Origin of the sequence: Candidatus Mycobacterium wuenschmannii (assembly GCF_030252325.1) — a bacterium.
Classification (GTDB): Bacteria; Actinomycetota; Actinomycetes; order Mycobacteriales; family Mycobacteriaceae; genus Mycobacterium; species Mycobacterium wuenschmannii.
This window is the reverse complement of sequence record NZ_CP126981.1, coordinates 937,888-962,784: the sequence shown is the minus strand read 5'-3', so window position 1 is coordinate 962,784 and position 24,897 is coordinate 937,888. Positions and strand designations below refer to the sequence as shown.

Annotated in this window: 26 protein-coding genes; 6 read left to right on the top strand and 20 right to left on the bottom strand. The window is 68.3% G+C overall.

Going from position 1 to position 24,897, the window contains the following annotated elements; genetic code table 11:
* Window positions 1–30 precede the first annotated feature (30 nt).
* From trpC to PT015_RS04715, 3 genes are all read right to left on the bottom strand, one after another.
* Complete coding sequence (gene trpC / locus PT015_RS04725; RefSeq protein WP_285189147.1) at window positions 31–849, bottom strand: indole-3-glycerol phosphate synthase TrpC; 819 nt, start codon at window positions 847–849, stop codon at window positions 31–33.
* Between the two features lie 79 nt (window positions 850–928).
* Window positions 929–1,555 carry a TIGR02234 family membrane protein gene (locus PT015_RS04720; RefSeq protein WP_390887931.1) on the bottom strand — a complete coding sequence of 209 codons (627 nt, stop codon included), beginning with the start codon at window positions 1,553–1,555 and terminating at the stop codon, window positions 929–931.
* Complete coding sequence (locus PT015_RS04715) at window positions 1,536–3,077, bottom strand: anthranilate synthase component I (protein ID WP_285190925.1); 1,542 nt, start codon at window positions 3,075–3,077, stop codon at window positions 1,536–1,538. Before PT015_RS04715 ends, PT015_RS04720 begins: the two co-directional genes overlap by 20 nt.
* A 60-nt stretch (window positions 3,078–3,137) precedes the next feature.
* Here PT015_RS04715 and PT015_RS04710 point away from each other — a divergent pair, with 60 nt between their 5' ends.
* The gene (locus tag PT015_RS04710) at window positions 3,138–3,596 is read left to right on the top strand and encodes a peroxiredoxin (protein WP_285189143.1); all 459 of its coding nucleotides are present in this window, start codon (window positions 3,138–3,140) and stop codon (window positions 3,594–3,596) included.
* Window positions 3,597–3,608: 12 nt separating this feature from the next.
* Here the strand turns inward: PT015_RS04710 and PT015_RS04705 are convergent, their stop codons facing one another.
* From PT015_RS04705 to hisD, 10 genes are all read right to left on the bottom strand, one after another.
* The gene (locus PT015_RS04705; RefSeq protein ID WP_285189141.1) at window positions 3,609–5,717 is read right to left on the bottom strand and encodes a putative bifunctional diguanylate cyclase/phosphodiesterase; all 2,109 of its coding nucleotides are present in this window, start codon (window positions 5,715–5,717) and stop codon (window positions 3,609–3,611) included.
* A gap of 612 nt (window positions 5,718–6,329) precedes the next feature.
* Window positions 6,330–7,361, bottom strand: coding sequence for a hypothetical protein (locus tag PT015_RS04700; protein WP_285189139.1), 1,032 nt, complete (start codon window positions 7,359–7,361; stop codon window positions 6,330–6,332).
* A 259-nt stretch (window positions 7,362–7,620) separates the two neighbouring features.
* Window positions 7,621–7,968, bottom strand: coding sequence for a phosphoribosyl-AMP cyclohydrolase (hisI, locus tag PT015_RS04695; protein WP_285189138.1), 348 nt, complete (start codon window positions 7,966–7,968; stop codon window positions 7,621–7,623).
* Window positions 7,965–8,762, bottom strand: a complete 798-nt coding sequence (gene hisF, locus PT015_RS04690; RefSeq protein ID WP_285189136.1) for an imidazole glycerol phosphate synthase subunit HisF — start codon at window positions 8,760–8,762, stop codon at window positions 7,965–7,967. The genes hisI and hisF overlap by 4 nt, the downstream gene beginning before the upstream one ends.
* Window positions 8,752–9,552: an inositol monophosphatase family protein gene (locus PT015_RS04685; protein ID WP_285189135.1), complete on the bottom strand. Its 801-nt coding sequence runs from the start codon at window positions 9,550–9,552 to the stop codon at window positions 8,752–8,754. Before PT015_RS04685 ends, hisF begins: the two co-directional genes overlap by 11 nt.
* 7 nt (window positions 9,553–9,559) lie before the next feature.
* Complete coding sequence (gene priA, locus PT015_RS04680; RefSeq protein WP_285189134.1) at window positions 9,560–10,294, bottom strand: bifunctional 1-(5-phosphoribosyl)-5-((5-phosphoribosylamino)methylideneamino)imidazole-4-carboxamide isomerase/phosphoribosylanthranilate isomerase PriA; 735 nt, start codon at window positions 10,292–10,294, stop codon at window positions 9,560–9,562.
* 1 nt (window position 10,295) lies between these two features.
* A complete protein-coding gene (gene hisH, locus PT015_RS04675; RefSeq protein ID WP_285189133.1) occupies window positions 10,296–10,928 on the bottom strand; it encodes an imidazole glycerol phosphate synthase subunit HisH in 633 nt (210 codons plus the stop codon).
* Complete coding sequence (hisB, locus tag PT015_RS04670) at window positions 10,925–11,548, bottom strand: imidazoleglycerol-phosphate dehydratase HisB (RefSeq protein WP_285189132.1); 624 nt, start codon at window positions 11,546–11,548, stop codon at window positions 10,925–10,927. Before hisB ends, hisH begins: the two co-directional genes overlap by 4 nt.
* Window positions 11,541–12,710: a histidinol-phosphate transaminase gene (locus tag PT015_RS04665; RefSeq protein ID WP_285189130.1), complete on the bottom strand. Its 1,170-nt coding sequence runs from the start codon at window positions 12,708–12,710 to the stop codon at window positions 11,541–11,543. Before PT015_RS04665 ends, hisB begins: the two co-directional genes overlap by 8 nt.
* Window positions 12,707–14,035 carry a histidinol dehydrogenase gene (hisD, locus tag PT015_RS04660; RefSeq protein WP_285190924.1) on the bottom strand — a complete coding sequence of 443 codons (1,329 nt, stop codon included), beginning with the start codon at window positions 14,033–14,035 and terminating at the stop codon, window positions 12,707–12,709. The genes PT015_RS04665 and hisD overlap by 4 nt, the downstream gene beginning before the upstream one ends.
* An 84-nt stretch (window positions 14,036–14,119) precedes the next feature.
* Between hisD and PT015_RS04655 the strand changes: the two genes are divergently transcribed.
* Window positions 14,120–14,530, top strand: a complete 411-nt coding sequence (locus PT015_RS04655) for a nitroreductase family deazaflavin-dependent oxidoreductase (RefSeq protein WP_285189129.1) — start codon at window positions 14,120–14,122, stop codon at window positions 14,528–14,530.
* Window positions 14,531–14,615: 85 nt separating this feature from the next.
* Entirely contained in the window at window positions 14,616–15,875 is a 1,260-nt protein-coding gene (locus PT015_RS04650; protein ID WP_285185748.1) for an IS30 family transposase, read from the top strand.
* Window positions 15,876–15,919: 44 nt separating this feature from the next.
* Here PT015_RS04650 and PT015_RS04645 read toward each other — a convergent pair whose 3' ends face one another.
* From PT015_RS04645 to nadA, 4 genes are read right to left on the bottom strand one after another with little or no spacing between them, the layout of a single operon-like run.
* Complete coding sequence (locus PT015_RS04645; RefSeq protein WP_285189128.1) at window positions 15,920–16,948, bottom strand: alcohol dehydrogenase catalytic domain-containing protein; 1,029 nt, start codon at window positions 16,946–16,948, stop codon at window positions 15,920–15,922.
* A 1-nt stretch (window position 16,949) separates the two neighbouring features.
* On the bottom strand, window positions 16,950–17,807 hold the full coding sequence (gene nadC, locus PT015_RS04640; protein ID WP_285189127.1) for a carboxylating nicotinate-nucleotide diphosphorylase: 858 nt from the start codon (window positions 17,805–17,807) through the stop codon (window positions 16,950–16,952).
* Window positions 17,807–19,405: an L-aspartate oxidase gene (locus PT015_RS04635; RefSeq protein WP_285189126.1), complete on the bottom strand. Its 1,599-nt coding sequence runs from the start codon at window positions 19,403–19,405 to the stop codon at window positions 17,807–17,809. Before PT015_RS04635 ends, nadC begins: the two co-directional genes overlap by 1 nt.
* A complete protein-coding gene (gene nadA / locus PT015_RS04630; RefSeq protein WP_285189125.1) occupies window positions 19,402–20,475 on the bottom strand; it encodes a quinolinate synthase NadA in 1,074 nt (357 codons plus the stop codon). Before nadA ends, PT015_RS04635 begins: the two co-directional genes overlap by 4 nt.
* Window positions 20,476–20,525: 50 nt before the next feature.
* On the opposite strand from nadA, the gene PT015_RS04625 reads away from it, so the two are divergent.
* Entirely contained in the window at window positions 20,526–21,245 is a 720-nt protein-coding gene (locus PT015_RS04625) for an NUDIX hydrolase (protein ID WP_285189124.1), read from the top strand.
* Window positions 21,246–21,307: 62 nt separating this feature from the next.
* The gene (locus PT015_RS04620) at window positions 21,308–22,645 is read left to right on the top strand and encodes a lipase family protein (protein WP_285189123.1); all 1,338 of its coding nucleotides are present in this window, start codon (window positions 21,308–21,310) and stop codon (window positions 22,643–22,645) included.
* Here the strand turns inward: PT015_RS04620 and PT015_RS04615 are convergent.
* The 3 genes from PT015_RS04615 to bioB are packed head-to-tail and all read right to left on the bottom strand — an operon-like array spanning window position 22,640 to window position 24,522.
* Window positions 22,640–23,257, bottom strand: coding sequence for a DUF2567 domain-containing protein (locus PT015_RS04615; RefSeq protein WP_285189122.1), 618 nt, complete (start codon window positions 23,255–23,257; stop codon window positions 22,640–22,642). The two genes, PT015_RS04620 and PT015_RS04615, sit on opposite strands and share 6 nt — an antisense overlap.
* A complete protein-coding gene (gene bsaP, locus PT015_RS04610) occupies window positions 23,254–23,481 on the bottom strand; it encodes a biotin synthase auxiliary protein BsaP (RefSeq protein WP_285190923.1) in 228 nt (75 codons plus the stop codon). The genes PT015_RS04615 and bsaP overlap by 4 nt, the downstream gene beginning before the upstream one ends.
* Window positions 23,482–23,487: 6 nt before the next feature.
* Window positions 23,488–24,522 carry a biotin synthase BioB gene (gene bioB, locus PT015_RS04605; protein ID WP_285189121.1) on the bottom strand — a complete coding sequence of 345 codons (1,035 nt, stop codon included), beginning with the start codon at window positions 24,520–24,522 and terminating at the stop codon, window positions 23,488–23,490.
* Between the two features lie 196 nt (window positions 24,523–24,718).
* Here bioB and PT015_RS04600 point away from each other — a divergent pair, with 196 nt between their 5' ends.
* Window positions 24,719–24,886: a hypothetical protein gene (locus PT015_RS04600; RefSeq protein ID WP_285189120.1), complete on the top strand. Its 168-nt coding sequence runs from the start codon at window positions 24,719–24,721 to the stop codon at window positions 24,884–24,886.
* Window positions 24,887–24,897: the final 11 nt, after the last annotated feature.

The window sequence follows — 24,897 nt, the reverse complement described above, 5'->3', positions numbered from 1 at the left end:
CGGCGCATGGGATTCAACCACCGCGCCGAGCTAGCGGGACGGCTTCGGGCACGACGGGTGCTTGCCGGCGGTGACCAGGTCGGCGACGGCGGCCCGCGGATCCCCGCTGGTGACCAATCCTTCCCCGACGAGCACCGCATCGGCGCCGGCACCGGCGTAGGCCAGCAAGTCGGCACGGCCGCGCACCCCGGACTCGGCGATCCGGATGATGTCGGACGGCAGCCCGGGCGCGATGCGCGCGAAGCAGTCCCGGTCGACGCGCAGGGTGCGCAGGTCGCGGGCGTTCACGCCGATGACCCGGGCGCCGGCCTTCAGGGCGCGGTCGGCCTCCTGCTCGGTGTGCACCTCGACAAGCGCTGTCATGCCCAAGGATTCGGTGCGCTCGAGCATCGACTCCAGCGCGGGCTGATCCAGCGCCGCGACGATCAGCAAGAGCATGTCGGCGCCGTGCGCACGTGCCTCGTGGATCTGGTAGGGACCGACGACGAAATCCTTGCGTAGCACCGGGATTGACACAGCGGCACGCACGGTGTCGAGGTCGGCCAGGCTGCCGTGGAAGCGACGCTCCTCGGTCAACACGCTGATGATCCGAGCGCCCCCGTCTTCGTATGCGCAGGCAAGCGCTGCGGGATCGGCGATCGAGGCGAGTTCTCCCGCGGACGGGCTGGCCCGCTTGACTTCGGCGATGACACCGATACCGGGCTCGCGCAGGGCCGCCAGGACGTCGCGCGGCGGTGCGGCGGCTTCGGCCGCGGCCTTGATATCGGGCATGCTCACGACCGCCTCACGAGCGGCAACGTCGGCGCGGACTCCTTCGATAATGGAGTCGAGCACGCTTGCCGAACTCATGCTGTCGGTTCCTCTCCCCGGCCGCCGCCAGAGTATTGACGGCGTGCTTCGAGGGTAGCGAGCGCCACGGTGGCGTTCGTCACCGACCCTCGGTGTCCGGGTCGGTCGGATCGCGACCCTCGTCGAGTTCATCCCACATCGCGCGCTCCGACGGCGCTTCATGTTCCTGGCGTGCCTCCTCGCGGCGTGCGGCCGGCGCGAGGTATTTCGTCGCGGTCCCGCCGGCCGAGGCCGCCGCGCGCATCAGCAGCACCGCCGCGATCAACGTGCCGACGGCGGCCACCAGCGTGATCACCGGACCCGGATAGTGCCGCCCGCTGCCGACCAGGACCAGCACCGGCACGCGCGCGAGTTCGGCGCCCCTGGCTGCGACGTCACGCATCTCCAGGGTGCTGATCGCCAGATAACCCGTCGCCAGGCTGGCCAGCCCCAGCAGCACCGCCAGGGCCCGCAGCGCCCAACTGCGCACCGCGAGGGCGGCGAGCGCGGTGGCCAACAGCAGCACGGCGACCGGGAGTAGGGCCGACGACCAGCCGGCGCCGGTCAGCGTGATCACCTTCGGCGGACCCAGGCCGTCGAACGTCCGCAACTGCACCCAGGTCAACCGCGACGCGGCCCAGAGCCCGGCGGCGGCGACCACGAGCAGAATCTGCGCCGCCCGGATCGTCCGGCGGGCGGGACGGGCGTCAGCCATCCCGGAGGGCATCCGGGCCGCGCAGCGTCTCCGCGGCTGCGATCGCATTGAGTACGGCCCGCGCCTTGTTCGCCGCCTCGGTGTACTCGTAGGGTCCGTTGGAGTCGGCCACCACCCCGCCGCCGGCCTGCACGAAGGCGGTCCCGTCGCGCAGCAGCGCGGTGCGGATGGCGATCGCGAAATCGGCGTTGCCGGCGAAGTCGAGATAGCCGATGACACCGCCGTAGAGGCCGCGCCGGGTCTTCTCGACCTCCTCGATGAGCTCCATCGCCCGCACCTTGGGGGCGCCCGACAACGTGCCGGCGGGGAAGCACGCCGTGACGGCGTCCAGCGCGGTGCGGCCGTCGGCGAGCGACCCGGTCACCGTTGACACCAGATGCATGACGTGGCTGTAGCGCTCGATGTGGCTGTAGTCCTCGACGCGAACGCTGCCGGGCACGCAGACCCGACCCAGGTCGTTGCGGCCCAGGTCGACCAGCATCAGGTGTTCGGCGCGTTCCTTCTCGTCGGCCAGCAACTCCTTCTCCAGCAGCTGGTCCTCGTCCTCGGTCTCACCCCGCCACCTGGTCCCGGCGATCGGGTGCGTCTTCGCCCAGCCGTCCTGCACCGTGACCAACGCCTCCGGGCTGGACCCGGCGATCGAAAAAGCCGTTCCCCCTTCGCCATTGGGGACATGCAGTAGATACATGTAGGGGCTCGGGTTGGACACCCGCAGCATCCGGTAGACGTCGATGGCCGCCACGTCGGTATCCATCTCGAATCGCTGCGACGGCACTACCTGGAAGGCCTCGCCCCGTTCGATCTCGCCGACCAGGCGCTCGACGATCGCGCCGTACTCCTGCACCGTGCGCTGCGAGCGGTGCTGGGGCTCGGGCCGGGTGAACGTCGCGATGGTCGACGGCAGCGGTTGCTCCAGCGCCGCGGTCATCACGTCCAGGCGGGCGATCGCGTCGTCGTAGGCCTCGTCGACGCGATCGTCGGTACCGTTCCAATTCACCGCGTTGGCGATCAGCGTGATGGTGCCCTCGTGGTGGTCCACGGCGGCCAGATCGGTGGCCAGCAGCAGTAGCATGTCCGGCAGCTTCAGGTCGTCGACCGCGATCTCGGGCAGCCGTTCGAGGCGCCGCACCAGGTCGTAGGCGAAGAAGCCGACCATGCCGCCGGACAACGGCGGCAGGCCCGGCAGGACTGCGGTGGCCAGCAGTTCCAAGGTCTCGTGCAGGGCCCGCAGCGGGTCGCCGCCGGTCGGCGCGTCCTGCGGGACGGAGCCCAGCCACACCGCCTGCCCGTCGCGCACGGTCAGTGCCGACGGCGCACCGGCCCCGATGAACGACCACCGCGACCACGACCGGCCGTTCTCCGCCGACTCCAGCAAAAAGGTGCCGGGCCGGTTGTCGGCCAGTTTGCGGTACGCGGACAGCGGGGTTTCGGCGTCGGCCAGCACCTTGCGGGTCACCGGAACGACGCGATGCTCGGCCGCCAGCGCGCGGAAGTCTTCCCGCGAGGTGGTGGCGGCGGCGAGGTTGGCGTGCACGCCAGTCATCTTCCCAGATGGGCACATCGCGCCCGCCGGCACTGGCGTAGCGTGACGGCCATGAAAACCGGTGACACCGTGGCTGACTTCGAACTTCCCGACCAGACCGGCACCCCGCGCGCGCTCAGCGCACTCTTGGCCGACGGGCCGGTCGTGCTGTTCTTCTACCCGGCGGCGATGACGCCCGGATGTACCAAGGAAGCGTGCCATTTCCGCGACCTGGCGCAGGAATTCGCGGCCGTCGGCGCCAACCGTGTCGGGATCAGCGTCGACCCGGTCGACAAGCAGGCGAAGTTCGCCGACGCGCAGAAGTTCGACTACCCGTTGCTGTCGGACACCGACGGCGCGATCGCGAACCAATTCGGGGTCAAGCGTGGACTTTTGGGCAAGCTGCTACCCGTCAAGCGCACCACCTTCGTCATCGACACCGACCGCCGGGTGCTCGAGGTGATCTCGAGCGAGCTCAGCATGGACTCCCACGCGGACAAGGCCTTGCAGACGCTGCGCGCCCGTAGCTAGTCGCGACTGTCGTCAGCGGGACGCCGGCGAGACCAGTAGGTCCATCATCGCGACTCCCGTGATGGGCGGGCTGTACAGAATGCCTTGCGCGACTTCGCATCCCCGGTCGCGCAGCCATGCCGCGATCTCGTTGTTCTCCACGCCCTCGGCGACGGTGGTCACATTGAGCGCGTGCGAGAGGTCGATGACCGCCTGCACGATCGCTTCGGCCCGCGGGTCGGTCAGCACGTGGCTGATCAAGTCGTAGTCGACTTTGACCTCGTCGATCGGCAGCTTGCGCAGATAGGTCAACGCCGAATAGCCGCTACCGAAATCGTCGAGCGCGACGTGAATGTGGTTCTCCCGCAACGCTTCCAGTACTTGTCGCGTGCGGTCGATGTTGTCCAGCAACAGGTCTTCGGTGATCTCGACGATCAGCGCGTCGCCGGGCAACTGATGCCGCTCGAGGGCCTCGAAGATGCGGCCGGGCAAGTTGATGTCGCCGACCAGCGGTGGAAACAGGTTGACGGCGACCGGCACCGCCATCCCGCGGTCCCGCCACTGCGCGGCGTCGCCGAGGGCCTGGTCGAGGATCAGATCGGTGAACGAGCGCATCAACCCGTGTTGACGCACCAACGGCAGAAATTGGTGCGGCTGAACCATTCCGAAGACGGGATGCGGCCATCGCACCAGCGCCTCGGCGCCCACGACGCGGGCGGTCTGCAGGTCGACCTTCGGCTGGTACAGGACGGTCAGCGCGCGGTGGCTGATGGCCTGACGCAGATCGCTGAGCAACCGCACCTCCACCAGCCCGCCGCGCGTCGGCTGCACCTCGGCCGTCGAGTAGGTACCGGAGTTGTCGTCGGCCATGTGCATGTCGGGGCTGAACGTCTGCAGACCGCCGCCGATTCGTTTGGCCGAATACATCGCCAGGTCAGCCTGTTTCAGCAACGCCGGCGCTCGGAGTTCGGGATCGTCGAGACCGGCGACCGCGAGGCCGGCGCTGGGCCGCATGAAGATGACCTCGCCGTCGGTGCTGAACGGCCGCTCGAACGCCTCCATGATCTGGTAGACGATCAGGTGGGCGTTTTCGCCGGCATCCTCTATGAGAACCGCGAATTCGTCACCACCGAGGCGGGCGACGGTGTCACCGGTGCGCACACAGCTCATCAATCGTTGCGCCGCCTGCACCAGCAGCGCGTCGCCGGCGGGATGGCCCAGGTTGTCGTTGATGAGCTTGAAGTCGTCGAGATCCATTGACAGCACCGCGACCGAACGCCGGTCCCGGTGATACAGCTGGATCGCGTGGTCGAGGCGATCGTGGAAGAGCACCCGGTTTGCGAGATTGGTCAACGGGTCGCGCAGCGCCCGATCCGACGCGCTGTGCAGCAGCCGGCGATTCTCGGCGACCACCATGAACTGGCGTGCGAGCACCGCCACGATCAGCCAGGGCGCGGCGGCCAGGGCCGGATCCGATTGCAGCGTCTCGCGAAATCGGGCGATCTCCAGACCGCCGGCGACCGACATCGGAATGTAGGGCAGCCACAACGAAATCGGCGCGATCGTGCTCTGCGGCTCGGTCGCGCTTTCGGCAAGATCGGCAGGACTGCTCAGGCCGGCGATGCCGATCGCCACCAGGCCGGCCGGCCAGCCCAGCCCCAGGAAACTGTCGAATAGGTAGATGTGGCGAACCAGGAGGAAGACGTAGGCGCCGCCGGACGCGGCGATCAGGGTCAGGCCGATCGCCAGCACGCGCAGTGTCTGACGCCATTGGGCGTTCGCCCGGGCCAACACGAGGACTGCGACGGTCACCGTCAGGACGCCCGCGATTGGGCAGGCGATGGACAACACTTCGTGCAAGCTGTCGACCCGCGTCGTGTTGAACACCTCGCGCAGCAACGTGGCCCAGGCGACGACAAAAAGCGACGCGGCCATGATCGCGCCGTCGAGCAGCATGCGCAGCCGGGCCACCCGTGGATAGCGGCCTGGAAAAAGCAGTAGCGCAACACAGGCGACCAAAGGAAAGAGCAGAAACGCGATCATCGCGGCGGGCGGATACAGCGGCTTGACGGTGCCCAACCAGAATCGGTGATAGAGCACCGCGAGCGCGCCGAATTGCAACCCGATCAGCCCAGCGGTCATCACGACCCAGCCCTGACGTTGCCGGCCGTGGCTGCGCCGCGCGGCTGTACCGCAGCCTACGGCCGCGAATATCGGAAACCCCAGTCCCCCAACGCAATGCAACACATTCAGCATCGGTGTGCCGCCCCAGCCTGCGGACAACCACACGGCGAACAGAAAGAACGCCGCGCTGGGTATCGCAGCTATGCGGAGGATGCGCTCGGTTGCGCTCGATATTCCTGCCACTGCACCTTTGGTCTGTTGTCCGGACTAGGCCCCGCGGCTGCCGACGCCGCGATTGAGAAATTAGCAAAAAGGTGGTTGCTACGCCGCAACATCAGTGCAGATCGGTGCGTATGCGCGAATCGCTTACCGGTCGAATTCCGGTGAATCGGCAGCGTTGTGCAATGGAGTGGATTCAGCCGATGCGGAGTGGCGGTAAGAATCGGCCAACGCAGGTGAAATCACGCACCAGCAAACGCCGACAAGGAAATGAATCTCTCGCCGCCCCAGACGCGACGAAAGGCACCGGCCGCCTCCCCCGCCCGTGGGATGCAGCCGGTGCCGGTTCGTACTGACGCCGAAAGCTGCTGCTTCACCAGCAATCCGGCGACACGACGGCTTATCGGGTCGTCAGAACAGACTCGTCAACCACGAACCGTCGAGCAGATCGGTGAACCACGAGACGTCCGCAGCCGAGCCGCCGAACATGGCCGCCATATCCGCCATGAGCGACGGCTCGATGACGGTCAGGTTGTTGCCATCCGCGGTCGCGGTGAGCAGATCGCCGAAAACGGCTGCGAGATTGCTCATTCCGGTAGCGGATGCGGTACTGCCGTCGCCGAAGATGGCGGCGATGTTGTCGGTGCCCGATGCCGTTGCACTGCCGCCGTCACCGAAGATGGCGGCGATGTTGTCGTTACCCACAGCTGCCACGGTGTTGCCGTAGCCGAAGATCGCGGCGAGATTGCTATCGCCGAAAAAGCCGGCCTGGGAGAAATTGTCATCGCCGTAGATGCCGATGATGTTGCTGTTGCCGCCCGCAGCCTGGGCGAGTTCGTTGCCGTTGCCGAAGATGTTGATGATGTTGTTCATGCCGTTGGAAGTGGCCTGGACGTTGTCGTTGCCCACGACACTGATGATGCCGTTGACACCGCTGGTGTTAGCCATGCTGTTATCGCCGAAGATGCTCACCAGGTTGCCGTCGCCACCCCCGCCGAGGCCGAGGATGCTGGCGTTGCTGTAGGCGCCGTTGACGATAACCGAGTTGTAGTCGCCCAGAGCGGCGCTGGCATTGCTGTTCAATCCCATGGCCGACACGAAGTTGGCGATGCCGTTCGAGTAGGCGGAGCTGTCGGCGCCGCTCGCGATCGCCGTGCCGAAGCTGCCGCCATTGGACAGCGCGTTGCTGCCGGCACCTTCGGCGATGGCGGTGTTGAAAAGGCTCGTTGCGTCCCCGCCGGAGGTGGCGTTGGCCCCGTCGCCGTAGGCGAATGCGAAGCCATAGCTGCCGGCCACCGAGCTGGCCGTCGCGGTGCCCTGCTCCATCGTCATCCCGTTGAAGGAGATCGCGTAGTCCGACATGAACGGACTGACGTCGGCGGCCGGTAGCAGTGGCGTGACGTCCAGCGTCGCGACCGCATCAGGAATGACCGAGTCAGTCACGTCTGCAGCCGCCAGCCAGGGCACCGACGCCACGACAGACCCCACACCCAGCCCGACCGCGAGCCCCCCGACGCGACATAGAAATTTCGTGCTTCCCATCAAATTTCCCCTCGTACGCCCGCACCCTGCTGGCTGCGGATCGAGAGGGGTTCGGCACTGCCGGCACCCTAGACGGGCCTGAGAGGCAACTAATAATTATTTAATTTTTTTCGCATATTCCGCTGAACATCCCAGTTCAGGGGCGTACGATCTCGCGGGATCAGACGTCGGATTCAAGCAGCACGTCGGCGTCGAAGCAGCTGTGATCGCCGGTGTGGCACGCTCCGCCGACCTGATCGACCACAACCAGGACGGCGTCGCCGTCGCAGTCCAAGCGCACGGAGTGCACTCGCTGGGTGTGTCCGGAGGTGGCGCCCTTGACCCATTGTTCGCCGCGCGACCGCGAGAAGTAGGTGCCCTCCCGCGTGTCCAGGGTACGGGCCAGCGCGTCGTCGTCCATCCAGGCGACCATCAGCACATCGCCGGTGCCGCGTTCCTGCACGATCGCGGTGAACAGTCCGTCGGCGTTGCGTTTGAGGCGCGCCGCGATATCGGGGTCGAGGCTCATCGCACAGTGATCCCTTCTGCGGCCATGGCGTCCTTGACCTGTCCGATCGTGAGCTGCCGGAAGTGAAACACGCTGGCGGCCAACACCGCATCCGCGCCGGCCCCGACGGCGGGGGCGAAATGCTCGACCGCTCCGGCTCCGCCGCTGGCGATCACCGGCACGGTCACCGCCGCGCGCACCGCACGCAGCATCGCCAGGTCGAATCCGGCGCGGGTGCCGTCGGCATCCATCGAGTTCAGCAGGATTTCTCCCACCCCCAATTCGGCGCCGCGAGAAGCCCATTCGACGGCGTCGATGCCGGTGCCGCGCCGGCCGCCGTGGGTGGTCACCTCCCAGCCCGAGGGCGTCGGCTGCGAGCCCACCGGAACGGTCCGGGCGTCGACCGACAACACTATGCACTGCGAGCCGAAGTGATTTGCCATCTCGGCCAACAACTCCGGGCGCGCGATGGCCGCGGTGTTGATCGACACCTTGTCGGCACCGGCCCGCAACAGCACGTCGACGTCTGCCACCTCCCGCACGCCGCCGCCGACGGTGAGCGGGATGAAGACCTGCTCGGCCGTGCGCCGGACCACGTCGAGCATGGTGGCGCGCCCCGACGACGACGCGGTGACGTCGAGGAAGGTCAACTCGTCGGCACCCTCGGCGTCGTAGGCCGCGGCCAACTCCACGGGGTCACCCGCGTCGCGCAGGTTCTCGAAGTTGACGCCCTTGACCACCCGGCCGTCGTCGACGTCCAGGCAGGGGATGACGCGCACGGCAAGGCTTGTGCCGGTGGATGATTCAGTACTCATCGGGCCGCCCTACGGTGTGCAGCATGTCGAGCAATTGGCCGTGCACGCCCGGAGCGGCGGCCAGCGCGGAGCGCGATTCGGGTGTCCACTGTTCGCCCGCCAGGTTGGTGACGACGCCGCCTGCGGCCCGCACCAGTGCCACGCCTGCGGCGTGGTCCCACACGTGGTCGCCGAAGCTGATCGAGCCGCCGAGGACACCGTCGGCGACGTAGGCCAGGTCGATCCCCGTGGCACCGTGCATCCGCATCCGCGACGACACCCGGCTGAGCTCTTCGAGGACCGCCACCCGATAGCGCCCGGGAAACCGCCCGCGGGAGTCGGCGTTGAATGTGCCGACACCGATGATCGACGAGTTGAGATCGGTGTGCTTCAACGACGGTTGCGGCACACCGTTTTTCATCAGCGCCCCGCCGACCACCGCCGCGTACCGCTCATTCATGAACGGCAGCCAGGTCAGTCCGGCGACCGGCTCCCCCTCATGCAGTAGGCCAAGCAGAATCGCGGCCATCGGCGACCCCGCCGCGTAATTGAACGTTCCGTCGACCGGATCGAGCACCCACACCCATTCGGAGTCGAGGTCGGCGCCGCCGAACTCCTCGCCGTGCACCGGAATTCCGGTGGCCGCCATCAATGCATCGACGACGTGCCGCTCGATGGCCAGGTCGACCTTGGTGGCGAAGTCGTCGCCGCGCTTGGCGACCGCGGAGTCCGCTCGATGCCCGGCGACGAACGGCTTGGCCGACGCGTCGAGGATCGCCGACGCCTCGGCCACCAGCGCATCGAGATCCATTGCGGTCCTAACCCGATACCGCCGCGAGGGCTTCGGGCAGGGTGAAGCGGCCGGCGTAGAGCGCTTTGCCGACGATGGCGCCTTCGACCCCGGCATCGGTCAGGGTGGCGATCGCACGCAGGTCGTCGAGGCTGGACACCCCGCCGGAGGCGATCACCGGGATGTCGGTGCGATCGGCGACGGCACGCAAGAGGTCGAGGTTGGGGCCGGTCAGCGTGCCGTCCTTGGTCACGTCGGTGACGACGAAGCGCGAGCACCCTTCGCTGTCAAGGCGATCCAGCACCTGCCACAGGTCGCCGCCGTCGGTCTCCCAACCGCGGCCGCGTAGCCGGTGGTCGCCGTCGACGATCTGCACGTCGAGGCCGACCGCGACCTTGTCGCCGTGTTCGGCGATCGCCTTGGCACACCACTGCGGGTTCTCCAGCGCGGCGGTCCCGACGTTGACCCGGGCGCAGCCGGTGGCGAGCGCCGCGGACAGCGAGTCGTCGTCGCGGATGCCCCCGGAGAGTTCGACGTTCACGTCGAGCTTGCCGACCACCTCGGCCAGCAATTCGCGGTTCGAGCCGCGACCGAAGGCCGCGTCGAGGTCCACCAGGTGCACCCACTCGGCGCCGTCGCGCTGCCAGGCCAGTGCCGCGTCCAGCGCTGAGCCGTAATCGGTTTCGCTACCGGCCTTGCCCTGCACCAACCGCACGGCCTTGCCCTCGACCACGTCGACCGCAGGCAACAAAATCAGCGACACGTCACAACCCCTCAACCCAATTGCTCAACACGGCCGCCCCGGCATCACCGCTCTTCTCGGGGTGAAACTGAGTGGCGGCCAACGGACCGTCTTCGACCGCGGCCAGGAACGGTACCCCGTGGGTGGCCCAGGTCAGTAACGCGTCGCTGTGACCCTCCCAGCGCTGCGCGGCGTAGGAGTGCACGAAGTAGAACCGGGTATCTGCGTCGAGGCCCTTGAACAGCGCGCTGCCGGGGGCGGCGGCGATCACGTTCCAGCCCATGTGTGGAATCACCGGCGCGTCGAGGCGGGTCACCGCTCCCGGCCACTGGTCGCAACCGACGCTTTCCACCCCGAACTCCACGCCGCGGGCGAACAGGATCTGCATCCCGACGCACACACCGAGCACTGGGCGGCCGGCCGCCACCCGGTCGGCGATCACCTGCTGCCCGTTGATGTCTCGCAGTCCGGCCATGCACGCCTCGTAGGCGCCAACGCCGGGAACGACCAATCCGTCCGCGGCAGCGGCCTTGTCGAGGTCGGCGGTCACTTCGACGTCGGCGCCGACGCGCTGCAGCGCACGCTGGGCCGACCGTAGGTTGCCAGAACCGTAGTCCAGCACAACAACCGCTTTTCGGCGGGAAAGCCCTGTCACAGAGCACCTTTGGTGGACGGCACGCCAGACACCCGCGGGTCGGTTTCGACGGCCTGCCGCAGCGCCCGGGCGACCGCCTTGTACTGCGCCTCGGTGATGTGATGCGGGTCGCGGCCGTAGAGCACTCGGACGTGCAGCGCGATGCGTGCGTTGTTGGCCAGCGTCTCGAATACGTGCCGGTTGATCACCGTGTGGTACGGCACCGAGCTACCGGCGATCGTGAAGTGCCGCAGGTGATCCGGTTCGCCCGTGTGCACGCAGTATGGCCGGCCCGACACGTCGACGATGGCGTGCGCAAGGGTCTCGTCCATCGGGATGAAGGCGTCGCCGAACCGGCGGATGCCCTTCTTGTCGCCGAGCGCCTCCCCCAGCGCCTGGCCGAGAACAATCGCGGTGTCCTCGATGGTGTGGTGGCCCTCGATCTCGACATCACCCTTTGCGCGCACGTTCAGGTCGAAGCTCGCGTGGCTGCCCAGCGCGTGCAGCATGTGGTCGTAGAAGGGGACCCCGGTGTCGATGTGCACGTCTCCGGTGCCGTCGAGGTCGAGTTCGACGACGATCTCGGATTCCTTCGTGGTGCGCTCAACGCGTGCGCGACGAGTCATGACGCTCCTATTCATCTCCGTGGCGACCCGCTGCGCCCGGCAGCGCCGCGCTTGCGATCGCCGCGACGGACTCGGCCAGTTCGGTGGCAGCCAGATCTGCACTGGCCGCGAGGAATGCGTCGTTCTCCCACGCCAGCCCGATCGTGGTGCGCAGGTAGCCGGGGATGCCCACATCGCGGATCAGAACGCCGGCGTCGAGGTAGCGCTGCCAGGTCGCGGCGGCATCGGCGAACCGACCGAACAGCACGAAGTTCGAATCGCTCGGCACTACCTGAAAACCCATGCTGCTCAACGCCGTCACCACCCGGTCCCGCTCGGCGATCAGCGTCGCGACGCTGCCGAGCGTGTCATCGGCGTGCCGCAGCGCGGCCCGGGCCGCGGCCTGGGTCACCACCGACAGGTGGTACGGCAGCCGCACCAGCAGCATCGCGTCGATCACCGCCCTGGTGGCGACCAGATAACCCAGCCGGCCACCGGCGAAGGCGAACGCCTTACTCATGGTGCGGCTGACGATCAGCTTCGCCGGATACTCGTCGAGCAGCGCCACCGCGCTCGGCTGGGCGGAGAATTCGCCGTAGGCCTCGTCGACGATCACGATCCCGGGCGCGACGTCCAGCAGCCGACGCAAGTCGGCGAGCGAAACACTCTGTCCCGTCGGGTTATTGGGGCTGGTGACGAACACGACGTCGGGCCGGCGCTCGAGGATCGCCGTGACGGCGGCGTCCGCGTCGAGGCCGAAGTCGGCGGCGCGGGGCGCCGTGAGCCATTCGGTGCGCGTGGCATCGGAGATGATCGGGTGCATCGAATACGACGGCACGAAACCGATCGCGCTGCGTCCCGGTCCCCCGAAGGCCTGCAGCAGCTGTTGCAGGATCTCGTTGGATCCGTTTGCCGCCCAGACGTTTTCCACACCGAGCGGGACACCGGTCTGCGCGGTGAGGTAGGCGGCCAGGTCGGCGCGCAGTGCCACCGCGTCGCGGTCGGGATAGCGGTTCAGGTCGACCGCCGCGTCGCGCACCGACGCGACGACATCGTCGACGAGCGCCTGGCTCGGCGGGTGCGGGTTCTCGTTGGTGTTCAACCGAACCGGAACGTCGAGTTGCGGTGCGCCGTACGGCGATTTACCACGCAGATCCTGACGCAGTGGCAGATCGTCGAGAGTGGGACGCGTGGTCATTGCCCGAACCTCCGCCGTACCGCCTCGCCGTGTGCGGGCAGGTCCTCGGCGGCGGCCAGCGTGATCACATGTCCAGACACGTCTTTGAGCGCCGCCTCGGTGTAGTCGACAACGTGGATGCCGCGCAGGAAGGTCTGCACCGACAGGCCGCTGGAGTGCGCGGCGCTGCCCGCGGTGGGCAGCACGTGATTGGAGCCTGCGCAGTAGTCGCCGAGGCTCACCGGCGAGTAGGCGCCGACGAAAATGGCTCCGGCCGAACGGATTTGCGCGGCAACCTTATCCGAGTTGGCGGTCTGGATCTCCAGGTGCTCGGCGGCGTAGGCGTTGACGGTCCGGATCCCCGCGTCGATGTCGTCGACGATGATGATGGCCGACTGCCGTCCGGCCAGCGCGGTGGTGACCCGCTGCCGGTGCACGGTGGTCTCCAGCTGTGCGGTCAGCGCGGCGTCGGTGGCGTCGGCGAGTTCGGTGCTGGGCGTCACCAGGACGCTGGCGGCCATCTCGTCGTGCTCGGCCTGACTGATCAGGTCGGCGGCGACGTGCTCTGGGTCGGCGGTGTCGTCGGCCAGGATCGCGATCTCGGTCGGCCCGGCCTCGGCGTCGATGCCGACCCGCGAGCGGACCAGCCGCTTGGCGGCGGTCACGTAGATGTTGCCCGGACCGGTGATCATGTCGACCGGTGCCAGTTCGGCGCCGTCGGTGTCATCGCCGCCATAGGTCATCAGCGCCACTGCCTGGGCTCCGCCGACCGCCCACACCTCGTCGACGCCGAGCAGCCGGGCGGCGGCCAGGATGGTCGGGTGCGGAAGGCCGGTGAACCGCCCCTGCGACTGAGCCTGCGGCGGGCTGGCCACCACCAGCGACCCGACGCCCGCGGCCTGGGCCGGGACGACGTTCATCACGACGCTCGACGGATAGACGGCGTTGCCGCCCGGCACGTACAGGCCAACCCGCTCGACCGGAACCCACCGCTCGGTGACAGTGGCGCCGGGGCCGAGCGTCGTCGTCACGTCGGAGCGCCGTTGGTCGGCGTGCACCGCGCGGGTGCGCTCGATCACGACTTCCAATGCGGTCCGCACGTCGCGGTCCAGGCTGGCCAGTGCCGCGTCCAGTTCGCTGCTGGGCACCCGCACCGACGGCGGCCGGACCCCGTCCAGCGATTCGCCGTACTCCAGCGCGGCCTCGGCACCGCGGTCGGCAACCGCGTTCACGATCGGACGGACCGTGGACAGGGCGGCCTCCACGTCCACTCCGCCCCGGGGCAGGGTCGCCCGCAGTCGGGCGACAGACAGGTCAGCACCCCGCAGGTCGATACGCGCCATCACAGTCACGCCGACCATTGTCCCAGAACAGAGCAACTCCATATCGGACCGGTACATTGACGGCACACTCGAGAAGAGGGAGACGTGATGTCCGCGAAGGACCATCCGAACAATGCGCCCGGCGTTCCGATGCTCGTCCCGCCGGCGCTGGAACGCTTCCAGATCAAGTACTTCAACCCGCTGGTGCGACCGTTCGCGCGCTTCATCCCGGGCTTCTCGGTCATCACCCACCGCGGACGCACCTCGGGCACGCCGTACCAGACCATCGTCACCGCCTACCGCAAAGGCAATGTGCTGGCCATCGGGCTGATTCACGGCAAGACCAACTGGGTCAAGAATGTGATCGCAGCCGGCGAAGCCGATGTGCGTTTTATCCGGTCGACTGTGCACATCACCAACCCGCGGGTGCTGCCGGCCGGCAGCGACGGCACCGGCCTGCCGTTCCTGGCCAAGAAGACGCTCGGCCGGTCCGGCGTCTTCGTCGCCGACATCGCGTAGCCCCCGCCGCGAGAGCGCAGCCAAGGCCGTTGTTTGGCCCTTGGGCTCAGGGGGTCGTTGCAACACTTTGCGGTGAGGAGTGTTGATGGCCGGGCAGCCTCAGGTGTTGTCGGTGCAGCGTCGGTTTTGGGTGTTGATTGCTGATGGGTGGTCGTCGGAAGATGCCGGCGCTGCGGTCGGCGTGTCGGCGACGTGTGGCAGGAAGTGGTTCCGCAGATTTGGTGGTGTGAATCCACGAATGCACGAGCCGCAGGGCCGAATTCGGCCGCGGCTGTCACCAAGTGAGCGTGAGCAGATCATGATCGGTACCTCGCAGAGCGAGTCGATCCGCTCGATCGCTGGTCGGTTGGGGCGGGCGCCGTCGACGATCATGCGTGAGATCGCTATCAACGGTGCTGCGCGCAATCGCACAGGCCGCTATCGGGCCCTGCATCGGTTCGGCGCTTACCGTGGTGGCTGGGATGCTCAGTCGGGTTATTCGGCGCGGATCGCTCAGCGCCGCAGCGAAGAGCGGGCGCGTCGCCCCAAGGCTGGCAAGCTGGCCCGCTGCCCGGGGTTGCACGACAAGGTGCAAACGTTGTTGCTCAAGAAGTACAGCCCCGAACAGATCGCCGGCGAGCTAGCCACGATGTATCCCAACCGTCCGGAGATGCAGGTGTCCCACGAGACCATTTACAGGTCGCTGTACGTGCAAGGACGCGGTGAGCTGCGTCGCGAGCTGACCCAATGCCTACGCACCGGGCGTGGGCTGCGCAAACCCCGTAACAGAGTCCGCGCCGCTGACGGTCGTGGCCGTATTCCGGGCATGGTCAACATCTCTGAGCGCCCCGCTGAGGCCGCCGACCGGGCCGTGCCTGGGCATTGGGAGGGTGATCTGATCATCGGTAAAAACCAGGCCTCCCAGATCGGCACCCTTGTCGAACGCTCCACGGGCTATGTGCGCCTGCTACATCTGCCCGCCAGCCGCAGCGCTGAAATGGTCGCTGACGCCATGATCGCCGCGATCACCGAACTGCCGCCCACCCTGCGTCGCACCGTGACCTGGGACCAAGGTCACGAGATGGCCCAGCACGCCAGGATCAGCCTCGCCGCGGACATTGAGATCTATTTCTGCGACCCGCATTCACCCTGGCAGCGAGGCAGTAACGAAAACACCAATGGCCTGTTGCGGCAATACTTTCCAAAGGGAACCGACCTGTCGATCCACTCGGCTGAACACCTCAGCTTCGTCGCCGACGAACTCAACGGTCGCCCACGGAAACGATTCGGCTGGGACAACCCCACCAACCGCCTCAACGCACTACTGTCAGCCCCGACAGAAACCACTGTTGCAACCAAACCTTGAAACCGCCGCCAAAATCACAGCCCTGACGTCTGTTTCGCGACGACCTAAGCGCGGGTGAAGACCGTCTTGCCGGTCATCGTCGGCCAGACCGCCGGCGCGTCCTCCCACGGCACCACCCGCTCGACGACCGGCGCCAGGTCGCACCCGGCGCCCAGCAGCTCCAGCACCTGCGGGATCACCGCCCGCGCGCTGACCCGCCCGGTGGCCAGGCGTACCCCGCGCGTATAGGCCTGCAGCATCGGGACCTCGACGCTCGGCTGGTAGTAGATGCCGGTGTCGGTGCACACCCCGTCGGGCCAGGTGGCGCGCAACGCCGCGGACAACAGCTTCGGATCGCCGGTGGTGTGCACGGTGACCGGGAAGGGCGCCCACGTCTTGTCCGGCTTGGCCAGGTCGTGCACGGTCGCACCGACCTTCTCGGCGGCGGCCAGGCGACCAGGGTCGGTATCGACGTAGTCGACCCGGTTGCCGAGGGCGACGGCCAGTGCCGCCGCGTACAGCCCGATCGACAGCCGCCCGATCACCAGCACGCGCCGGTCGGCCGGATCCAGGCCGGCCAGTTCCGCGGCATACGGCCCGACGGCACGCCAGCCGTCCGGGATGTTGTCCGACAACGAGGCGACGGCGACCGGGTCGACAGTCGGCGGCAGCGGAATCAGCATGGCGTCGGCGTAGGGCACCAGCACCACGTCGGACATGAAGCCGCCGCCGTCCAGGCCGGCCAATGCCGCAAGCCCGTACATGGCCATCAGCGGAACCGAGCCGCAGGAACCGGTGACGCCGCGCCGACACTCGCGACAATCGCCGCAGCTGATCTGGAAGGGGACGACGACGCGGTCGCCCACCGCGACGCCGGTCACGTCCGAGCCGACTGCCACGACCTCCGCCAGCCCCTCGTGTCCGACGGCGTATCCGGGCGCCAGCGGCGCCACGCCGCGGGCGACTGCGACGTCGAGGTCGCAGCACGCCACCTGCAGCGGACGGACCAGCGCCTGCTGCGGCCGGGTGATCTCGGGGTCGGGCACGTCGCGCCAGGCGTAGCTGCCGACGTCCGCGTACGTCAGCTGGCGCATCTCAGACGTCCAGGCCGATGTCGAGCACCCGCACCGAATGCGTGAGCGCGCCGACGGCGAGGTAGTCGACTCCGGTTCCGGCGTAGTCCGCGGCGGTGTCGAGCGAAAGGCCGCCCGAGGACTCGAGTTTGGTGGCCGGGGCGCGAGTGTCCCTGCGCTGCACGGCAATCTGGGTCTGCCAGATCGGGAAGTTGTCCAGCAGCACCAATTCGGCGTTCTCGGCGAGGATTTCGTCGAGCTGCTCGAGTGAGTCGACTTCGACCTCGCACGCCAGGTCGGGTGCGGCGGCCCGCACCGCGCGCAGCGCGGCGACCACCGAGCCGGCCGCCGCCACATGGTTGTCTTTGATCAGCGCCGCATCGCCCAACCCGAGGCGGTGGTTCACGCCGCCGCCGACGCGAACCGCATACTTCTGCAGGGTCCGCAGGCCGGGCAACGTCTTACGGGTGTCGCGGATCTGGGTCTTGGTGCCGTCGACCGCATCCACCCACGCCGCAGTGGCGGTGGCGATCCCGGACAGATGGCAGACGAGGTTCAGCAGCGTGCGCTCCGCGGTCAGCAGGCCGTGGGTGCGCGCCTCGACCGTCAGCGCGGAATCGCCGGGTTGCAGGCGCGCTCCGTCGTCGACCCGGTGGACGATCCGGTAGTCGTCGGCACCGAGCACCTCGTCGAGCACCAGAACCGCGATCTCGACACCCGCGATGACGCCGGGTTCGCGGGTGATCAGCGACGCGGTGGTGGTCGCGCCGTCCGGCACGGTGGCGGTGGTGGTGATGTCGGCGCCGTAGCGCAGGTCTTCGTCGAGCGCGCGCGCGATGGTGGCGCGGGCCTCGGCGACCTCCGCCTCAGAGAGCCTCATCAGCAGACCGCCGCCAACTCCTCGACCTGCGCGCTGTAGCCGGCGTCGAGGCGGACGACAAGGCTGCGGGCAGGCGCGGGCCCAGTGGCAGGGTGCTCCGCGCGGTGGTGGCAGCCCCGGCTCTCCTCGCGAGCCAGCGCGGCCGCGGCAACCGCATGGGCGGCGACCGTGAGCGCGGCGTCCTCGAGAGTGGCACGTCCGTCGACCGGATGCGGCGGCGCTGCGGACAGCGTCCCGATCAGCCGCCGCAGGCCGGTCGCGTCGCGAATCACGGAGGCGTCGCGACTCATCACCCGCTGCAGGTCGGCGCGCGGCAGGGTGGCGGCCGTGCCCGGCTCCCCAGCGGTCGCGCGGACGGGACCGATCACCGCGGCGTGCTCGGCCGCGGCCCGGCCGGCGCGCCCGCCGACGACCAGGCCTTCGAGCAGGCTGTTGGACGCGAGCCGGTTGGCGCCGTGCATGCCGGTGCGGGCGACCTCGCCGGCGGCGTACAGCCCGGCCAGCTCGGTACGACCGTGGACATCGGTCGTCACGCCGCCGCAGCTGTAGTGCGCGCCCGGAGCGACCGGGATGGGCTCGCGGACCGGGTCTACGCCGGCGTCGCGGCAGGCGGCGGCGACGGTCGGGAAACGGCGCCCGAAGTCTTCGATGCGACGGGCGTCCAGGTAGACGCATCGGTCGCCGGTGAGGCGCAGCCGCGCGTCGATCGCCCCGGCGACGACATCGCGCGGTGCCAGGTCGCCCATCGGGTGGACGCCCGCGGTCACCGAATTGCCTTGACTGTCAATCAGGTTCGCACCCTCACCACGGATGGCCTCGGTGACCAGCGGGCGACGTTTTCCGGGCCCGCGGTCCGAGGAGCCGTCGAACAGCATGGTCGGGTGGAACTGGATGAACTCGATGTCGCTGACCGCGACCCCGGCCCACAGCGCCAGCGCGACACCGTCACCGGTCGACCCGGCGGGATTGGTGGTCGCGGTGTACATCTGCCCGAGGCCGCCGCTGGCGAGAATCACCGACGGCGCGTGAACGACGCCGATGCCCCGCCGATCGGCCACCAGCACGCCAGTCACGGCGTCCGTGCCGGACGTCGCGTCGTGCAGCACGCGTAGTGCGGCGTGACCGGTGCGAACGTCCAACGTTGCGGCGGCGTGGTCGAGGGCGCGCTGCACCTCTGCGCCGGTGGCGTCGCCGCCGGCGTGCACGATGCGGCGCCGGGTGTGTCCACCCTCGCGGCTCAGCGCCCAACCCCCTGCGGCGGCCTGGTCGAAACGTGCCCCGTCGCGGACCAACTCGGTCACTGCCCGGTAGCCGTCGGCGACGATCGACGTCACGGCGTCGGTGTCGCACAGGCCGGCGCCGGCGGCGAGAGTGTCGGCGACATGGGCGTCGACCGAGTCGTCGGTATCCGGCAGCACCACCGCGATACCGCCCTGCGCGTAGTGCGTAGCCGTCGCGCCGGCCCGTCGTCCGGCCTTGCTCAACACGATCACCCGGCGGCCGGCGCGGTGCGCGGCCAGCGCCGCGGCCAGTCCGGCGACACCCGTGCCGATGACGACGACGTCGGCGTGTTCCTGCCAGGCCGGCTGCGGGGTCATTCGCCGCCGCCCGGCTGGCCGATCGCGATCATCCGCTGCACGCTCTGGCGGGCCTGTGCGGCGGTCTGCGCATCGACGTGCACCTCGTCGGCGCCGTCGACCAGGCAGCGCAGCAGCGCGGCGGGGGTGATCATCTTCATGTACTTGCAGGAGGCGCGGTCGTTGACCGCGCGGAAGTCGACTTCCGGTGCGGCACGGCGAAGTTGGTGCAGCATGCCCACCTCGGTGGCGACCAGGACCTCGCGGGCGCGGGTCTCGCGCGCAGCGTCCAGCATGCCGCCGGTCGACAGGATCTTCACCCGCTCGTCCGGGAAAGCGCCCTCACCCGCGAGGTACAGCGCAGACGTGGCACAGCCACACTCGGGGTGGACGAACAACTCGGCGTCGGGGTGTTTGCGGGCCTGATCGGTCAGCTCGTCGCCGTTGATCCCGGCGTGCACGTGGCATTCGCCGGCCCAGACGTGCACGTTGTCGCGCCCCGTCATCCGGCGCACATGCGCCCCGAGGAACTGGTCGGGGCAGAACAGCACGTCGCGCTCGGGGTCGATGGACGCGACGACGTCGACGGCGTTGGAGGAGGTGCAGCAGATGTCGGTGAGCGCCTTCACCGCCGCGGTGGTGTTGACGTAGGAGACGACGACCGCGTCGGGGTGCTCGTCTTTCCAGGCCTGCAGGTCTTCGGGGGTGATCGAGTCCGCGAGCGAGCAACCGGCGCGCTGGTCCGGGATGAGCACGGTCTTGTCGGGGCTCAGGATCTTGGCGGTCTCGGCCATGAAGTGCACGCCGCAGAACACGATCGTGTCTTCGGGTGCCTCGGCGGCGATCCGGGACAGCGCCAGTGAGTCGCCGACGTGGTCGGCGACGTCCTGAATGGCCGGCAGCTGGTAGTTGTGCGCCAAGATTGTGGCGTTTCGCAGATCGGCGAGGCGGCGAATCTCGGCAGCCCACTGGCCATCGCCGTCAATGCCACTGAAACCGTTGGGAGAGTTGATGATTCCTGCGGCCAGAACGCTCGTCATGTCTTCATCCAGACCGTTTGACAGCACGTCGGTGCGATTCACGACTGCCATAGTCGATCCTTTCGCCTCGCGGCACGGGTTTTCGTCTTACAATCGAAAACATGGTCAATGGTAGCACTGCGCACGAAGTGCTCGCCGTCGTATTCCAGGTTCGCGGGCTCACAGCGGGCCCGTCGGGCCCCAAGACACTGAGACCCGAGCTCAGCGTGCTGCTGTGGCAACGCGCACGCGACCCCCAGCGCGACGCGTGGTCACTGCCCGGCGGACGGCTCCGGCACGACGAGGACATGATGACGTCGGTGCGCCGCCAGCTCGCCGAGAAGGTCGACCTGCGTGAGGTCGCTCACCTCGAACAACTCGCGGTGTTCTCCGAACCGGCGCGATTGCCCGGAACACGGACGATCGCGTCGACCTTCCTCGGGCTGGTGCGCTCCCCCGCCACCCCGGAGCTGCCGTCCGACACCCGCTGGCACCCTGTCACCGCGCTGCCGCCGATGGCGTTCGACCACGGCCCGATGGTCGAGCACGCCCGGACCCGGCTGGTCGCGAAGATGTCCTACACGAATATCGGGTTCGCCTTGGCGCCAACCGAATTCGCCATGTCGACGCTGCGCGACATCTACGGCGCGGCCCTGGGGTATCAGGTCGACTCCACGAATCTGCAGCGGGTGCTCGCCCGCCGGGGCGTCATCACGCCCACCGGCACCGTCGCGCAGTCCGGCCGCAGCGGTGGCCGACCGGCGGCGTTGTTCCGATTCACAGATTCCCAGTTGCGCGTCACAGACGAATTTGCGGCGCTGCGACCTCCCGGTTCGGCGTGACGTGCGCGACTCACCGGCCGGCCAACTGGATTCTTAATGCTCCCTTAAGCAACAATGCCCCGATGGACATTGGCAACCTTGCGACCGCTACCGGTGCCGAGTGGATCGGCGTTGCGCCGCACGAGGAATTGCAAGCCAAAGCCCGCCCCCAGCTGCCGACCGACGACCCGTTCTACGAGCCGCCGCCGGGATATCAGCACGCCGAGCCCGGCACCGTACTGCGCTCGCGCGACGTTGAGCTGGCCTTCCTCGGCCTGATCCCGCAGCGCTCGATGGCCACCCAGCTGCTCTACCGCAGCACCGACATGAACGGCCAGCCGGCGGCCACGGCGACGACCGTCATCGTGCCTGCCGAAGCCACCCCTGACCGACCGTGCCCGGTGCTGTCGTATCAGTGCGCGATCGACGCGGTGTCGTCGCGCTGCTTTCCCTCGTACGCGCTGCGCCGCCGCGCCAACGCACTCGGATCGCTGGCCCAGCTGGAATTCCTGCTGATCTCCGCCGCGCTGGCCGAAGGCTGGGCGGTGTCGATCCCCGACCACGAGGGCCGCACCGGCATGTGGGGGGCGCCGTTCGAGCCGGGCTACTTCATTCTCGACGGCGTGCGCGCCGCACTGAGTGCCGAACGACTGGGACTGTCCGCGAAGGCGCCGGTGGCGCTGTGGGGCTACTCCGGTGGCGGACTGGCCACCGCGTGGGCGGCCGAGCTGTGCGCCGACTACGCGCCGGAGCTGGACATCGTCGGTGCGGTCCTCGGGTCGCCGGTCGGCGACCTGGGCCACACCTTCCGCCGGCTCAACGGCAGCGTCCTGTCCGGCCTGCCTGCGATGGTGATCGCGGCGCTCGTGCACATCTACCCCGACCTGAACCGTGTCATCAACGAACACGCCAGCGAGGAAGGCCTCGCGCTGCTGCACCGGCTGGAGAGCATGACGACCGTCGGTGCGGTCATCCGGATGATCAAGAAGGACGTCGGCGACTACCTGGACCGCCCGCTGGAGGAAATCCTGGCGATGCCGGAGTTGGAGTACGTCTTCGACAACATCAGGCTGGGCGCCAAGGTGCCCACCCCGCCGGTACTGATCGTGCAGGCCGTCCACGACTACCTGATCGACGTCGAGGACATTGACCGGTTGGCCGATGCCTACTCGGCCGGCGGCGCCGACGTCACCTACCACCGCGACGCGTTCAACGAGCACCTGCTGCTGCATCCGTTGTCGGCGCCGATGGCGTTGCGCTGGTTACAGGATCGCTTTGCCCGTCGTCCGCTGACCGATCATCTGATCCGGACGAAGTGGCCGACGATGTTCAACCCGACGACCTACGTCGGCATGGCACGGCTGGCCGTCATCGCTGCCAAGGTCATCACCGGCAAGTCGGTGCGCCGCCGCCCGCTATGACGTTGCCGCAGTAGCGCTTTCGACCCGGGGGTAAACGGCTTCGACGGGCGGATAGCCGTCCAGGTCGTCGCGCGCCGTCGCCGCTACCGGGACGGCGTAGACCAGCGCGGCTGTTGCCGCGGGCAGCAACAGCGTGCAGGCGATCTGCAGCCGGGACGGGCCGAAGAACACCGGCGAGGCCGTCGTGAAGTACTGCAGCGGGTGATCATGACTCAGCGGGATCATGCCGAAATCGACTGTGCCATAGCGTAAATGGGCGGCCAGAACGCCGATGCCGACCGCTACGCCGGCCGCGCCGACCATCCCGGCGCACAGCCCGACAACCATGCCGGGTCCGCGGTGCGCCCGCCATTGCCACGCCAGGACCGCCGCGACAACCGCGACGACGTTCAGTAGACCGAGCATCATGAACGCGGCGATGAAAAAGTTATCGGCCTCGCTGCCGAGATAGTCGTGCAGGCGCTCACCGCTGTGCGTCAGCGCCACTACGCCCTTGATCGGCGGGGCAATCCACGCCCAGAGCCCACCCACCAGCGCGCCGCCCGGCAGCAGGCTCACCGCGACCGTGAGGGCCGCCCGTCGTCGGGAAATCCGCGGAGCGGCGGCCGTCATCGCTGTGCCTCGAGCTCGGAGGAATCCACCAGCCCGTGCCGCGAGCATTTCGCCCACCACCCGTCGGGCCGCACCTGCACCACCATCCGGCGGCCGCACTCGGCGCAGAACCGGGGCGGCTCGAGGCCCAGCTGGGCCGCTGTCGGCACGGTGCTGCCGGCGGAGTCGCCCGTGTAGACGTTGTAGACGCCTGCACCTACCGGTGCGGGCAGATCGGAGACCATCACGCGCTACAGGCTGGCGTTGAGCGCCTTGATCGGCATCTGCAGATCATCCAGCAATTCCAGGTCGGCCTCGGCGGGACGCCCCAGCGTGGTCAGGTAGTTGCCGACGATCACGGCGTTGATGCCGCCCAGGATGCCCTGCTTGGCGCCGAGGTCGCCCAGGGTGATCTCGCGGCCACCGGCGAAGCGCAGCATCGTCCGGGGCAGCGCCAGGCGGAACGCCGCGACGGCCTTGAGCGCCTCGCTGGCGGGCAGCACCTCGAGGTCGCCGAATGGGGTGCCCGGTCGCGGGTTCAGGAAGTTCAGCGGCACCTCGTCGGGGTCCAGCTCGGCCAGATTCGCGGCAAACTCCGCACGCTGCTCGACCGTCTCGCCCATGCCGAGGATGCCGCCGCAGCACACCTCCATGCCGGCCTTGCGCACCATCTCCAGCGTGCCCCAGCGCTCTTCCCAGCTGTGCGTGGTGACGACGTTCGGGAAGTAGGACTGCGCGGTCTCCAGGTTGTGGTTGTAGCGGTGGACGCCCATCTCCTTGAGACGGTCCACCTGCTCCTGCGTCAGCATGCCGAGAGAGCAGGCGATTTGAATGTCCACCGCGTCGCGGATCGCCTCGATGCCGGCGGCGACCTGTGCCAGCAGCCGCTCGTCGGGGCCACGTACCGCGGCGACGATGCAGAACTCGGTGGCGCCGGACTTGGCGGTCTGCTTGGCCGCCTCGACCAAGCTGGGGATGTCCAGCCACGCACTGCGCACCGGCGAGGCGAACAGGCCCGACTGAGAGCAGAAGTGACAGTCCTCCGGGCAGCCACCGGTTTTCAGGCTGATGATGCCCTCGACCTCGACCTCGGGACCGCAGTGCGCCATGCGCACCTCGTGTGCCAGTGCGAGGAGCTCTTCGAGCCGGTCGTCGGGCAGCTGCAACACGTCGAGCACCTGCTGCCGACTCAGCCCCTCGCCGCGTTCGAGCACCTGCCGACGGGCCACCGTGAGAATGTCGGTGTTGTCGGTGTCGGATGTCGGCCGAGTCGCCGCCTGAGTCACCAGCTACTCCTTATGTCTTGGTGTTGGCCTGTTCTCGCGCGCGGGAAGCACATTGTTCCCGGCTTCTCCACAACAAGCGTTGAACGGTGCCCAGGCTAGGCTAGCGGTGTGCACCTGCACAAACGTCATGTGGTCGCCTCGGGCGCCGTTGGGTACCCCTCCGCGGTAGGCAACGGATGTACGGGAGTGATCGAAATTGACTAGTCCACACGTCGAATACGTGGCCCACCACTGGCTGCTGCTCGCCGGTCCGGCTTTCCTGCCGGCGGTCGTGGTCGTCGGCGTCGTCCTCTACATCGCGATCAAAGACCGGCGTACACCCGATGACGAACCGGCCTCGACCTCCGACGGCAGCCGCGACTGAGACACGCGGGC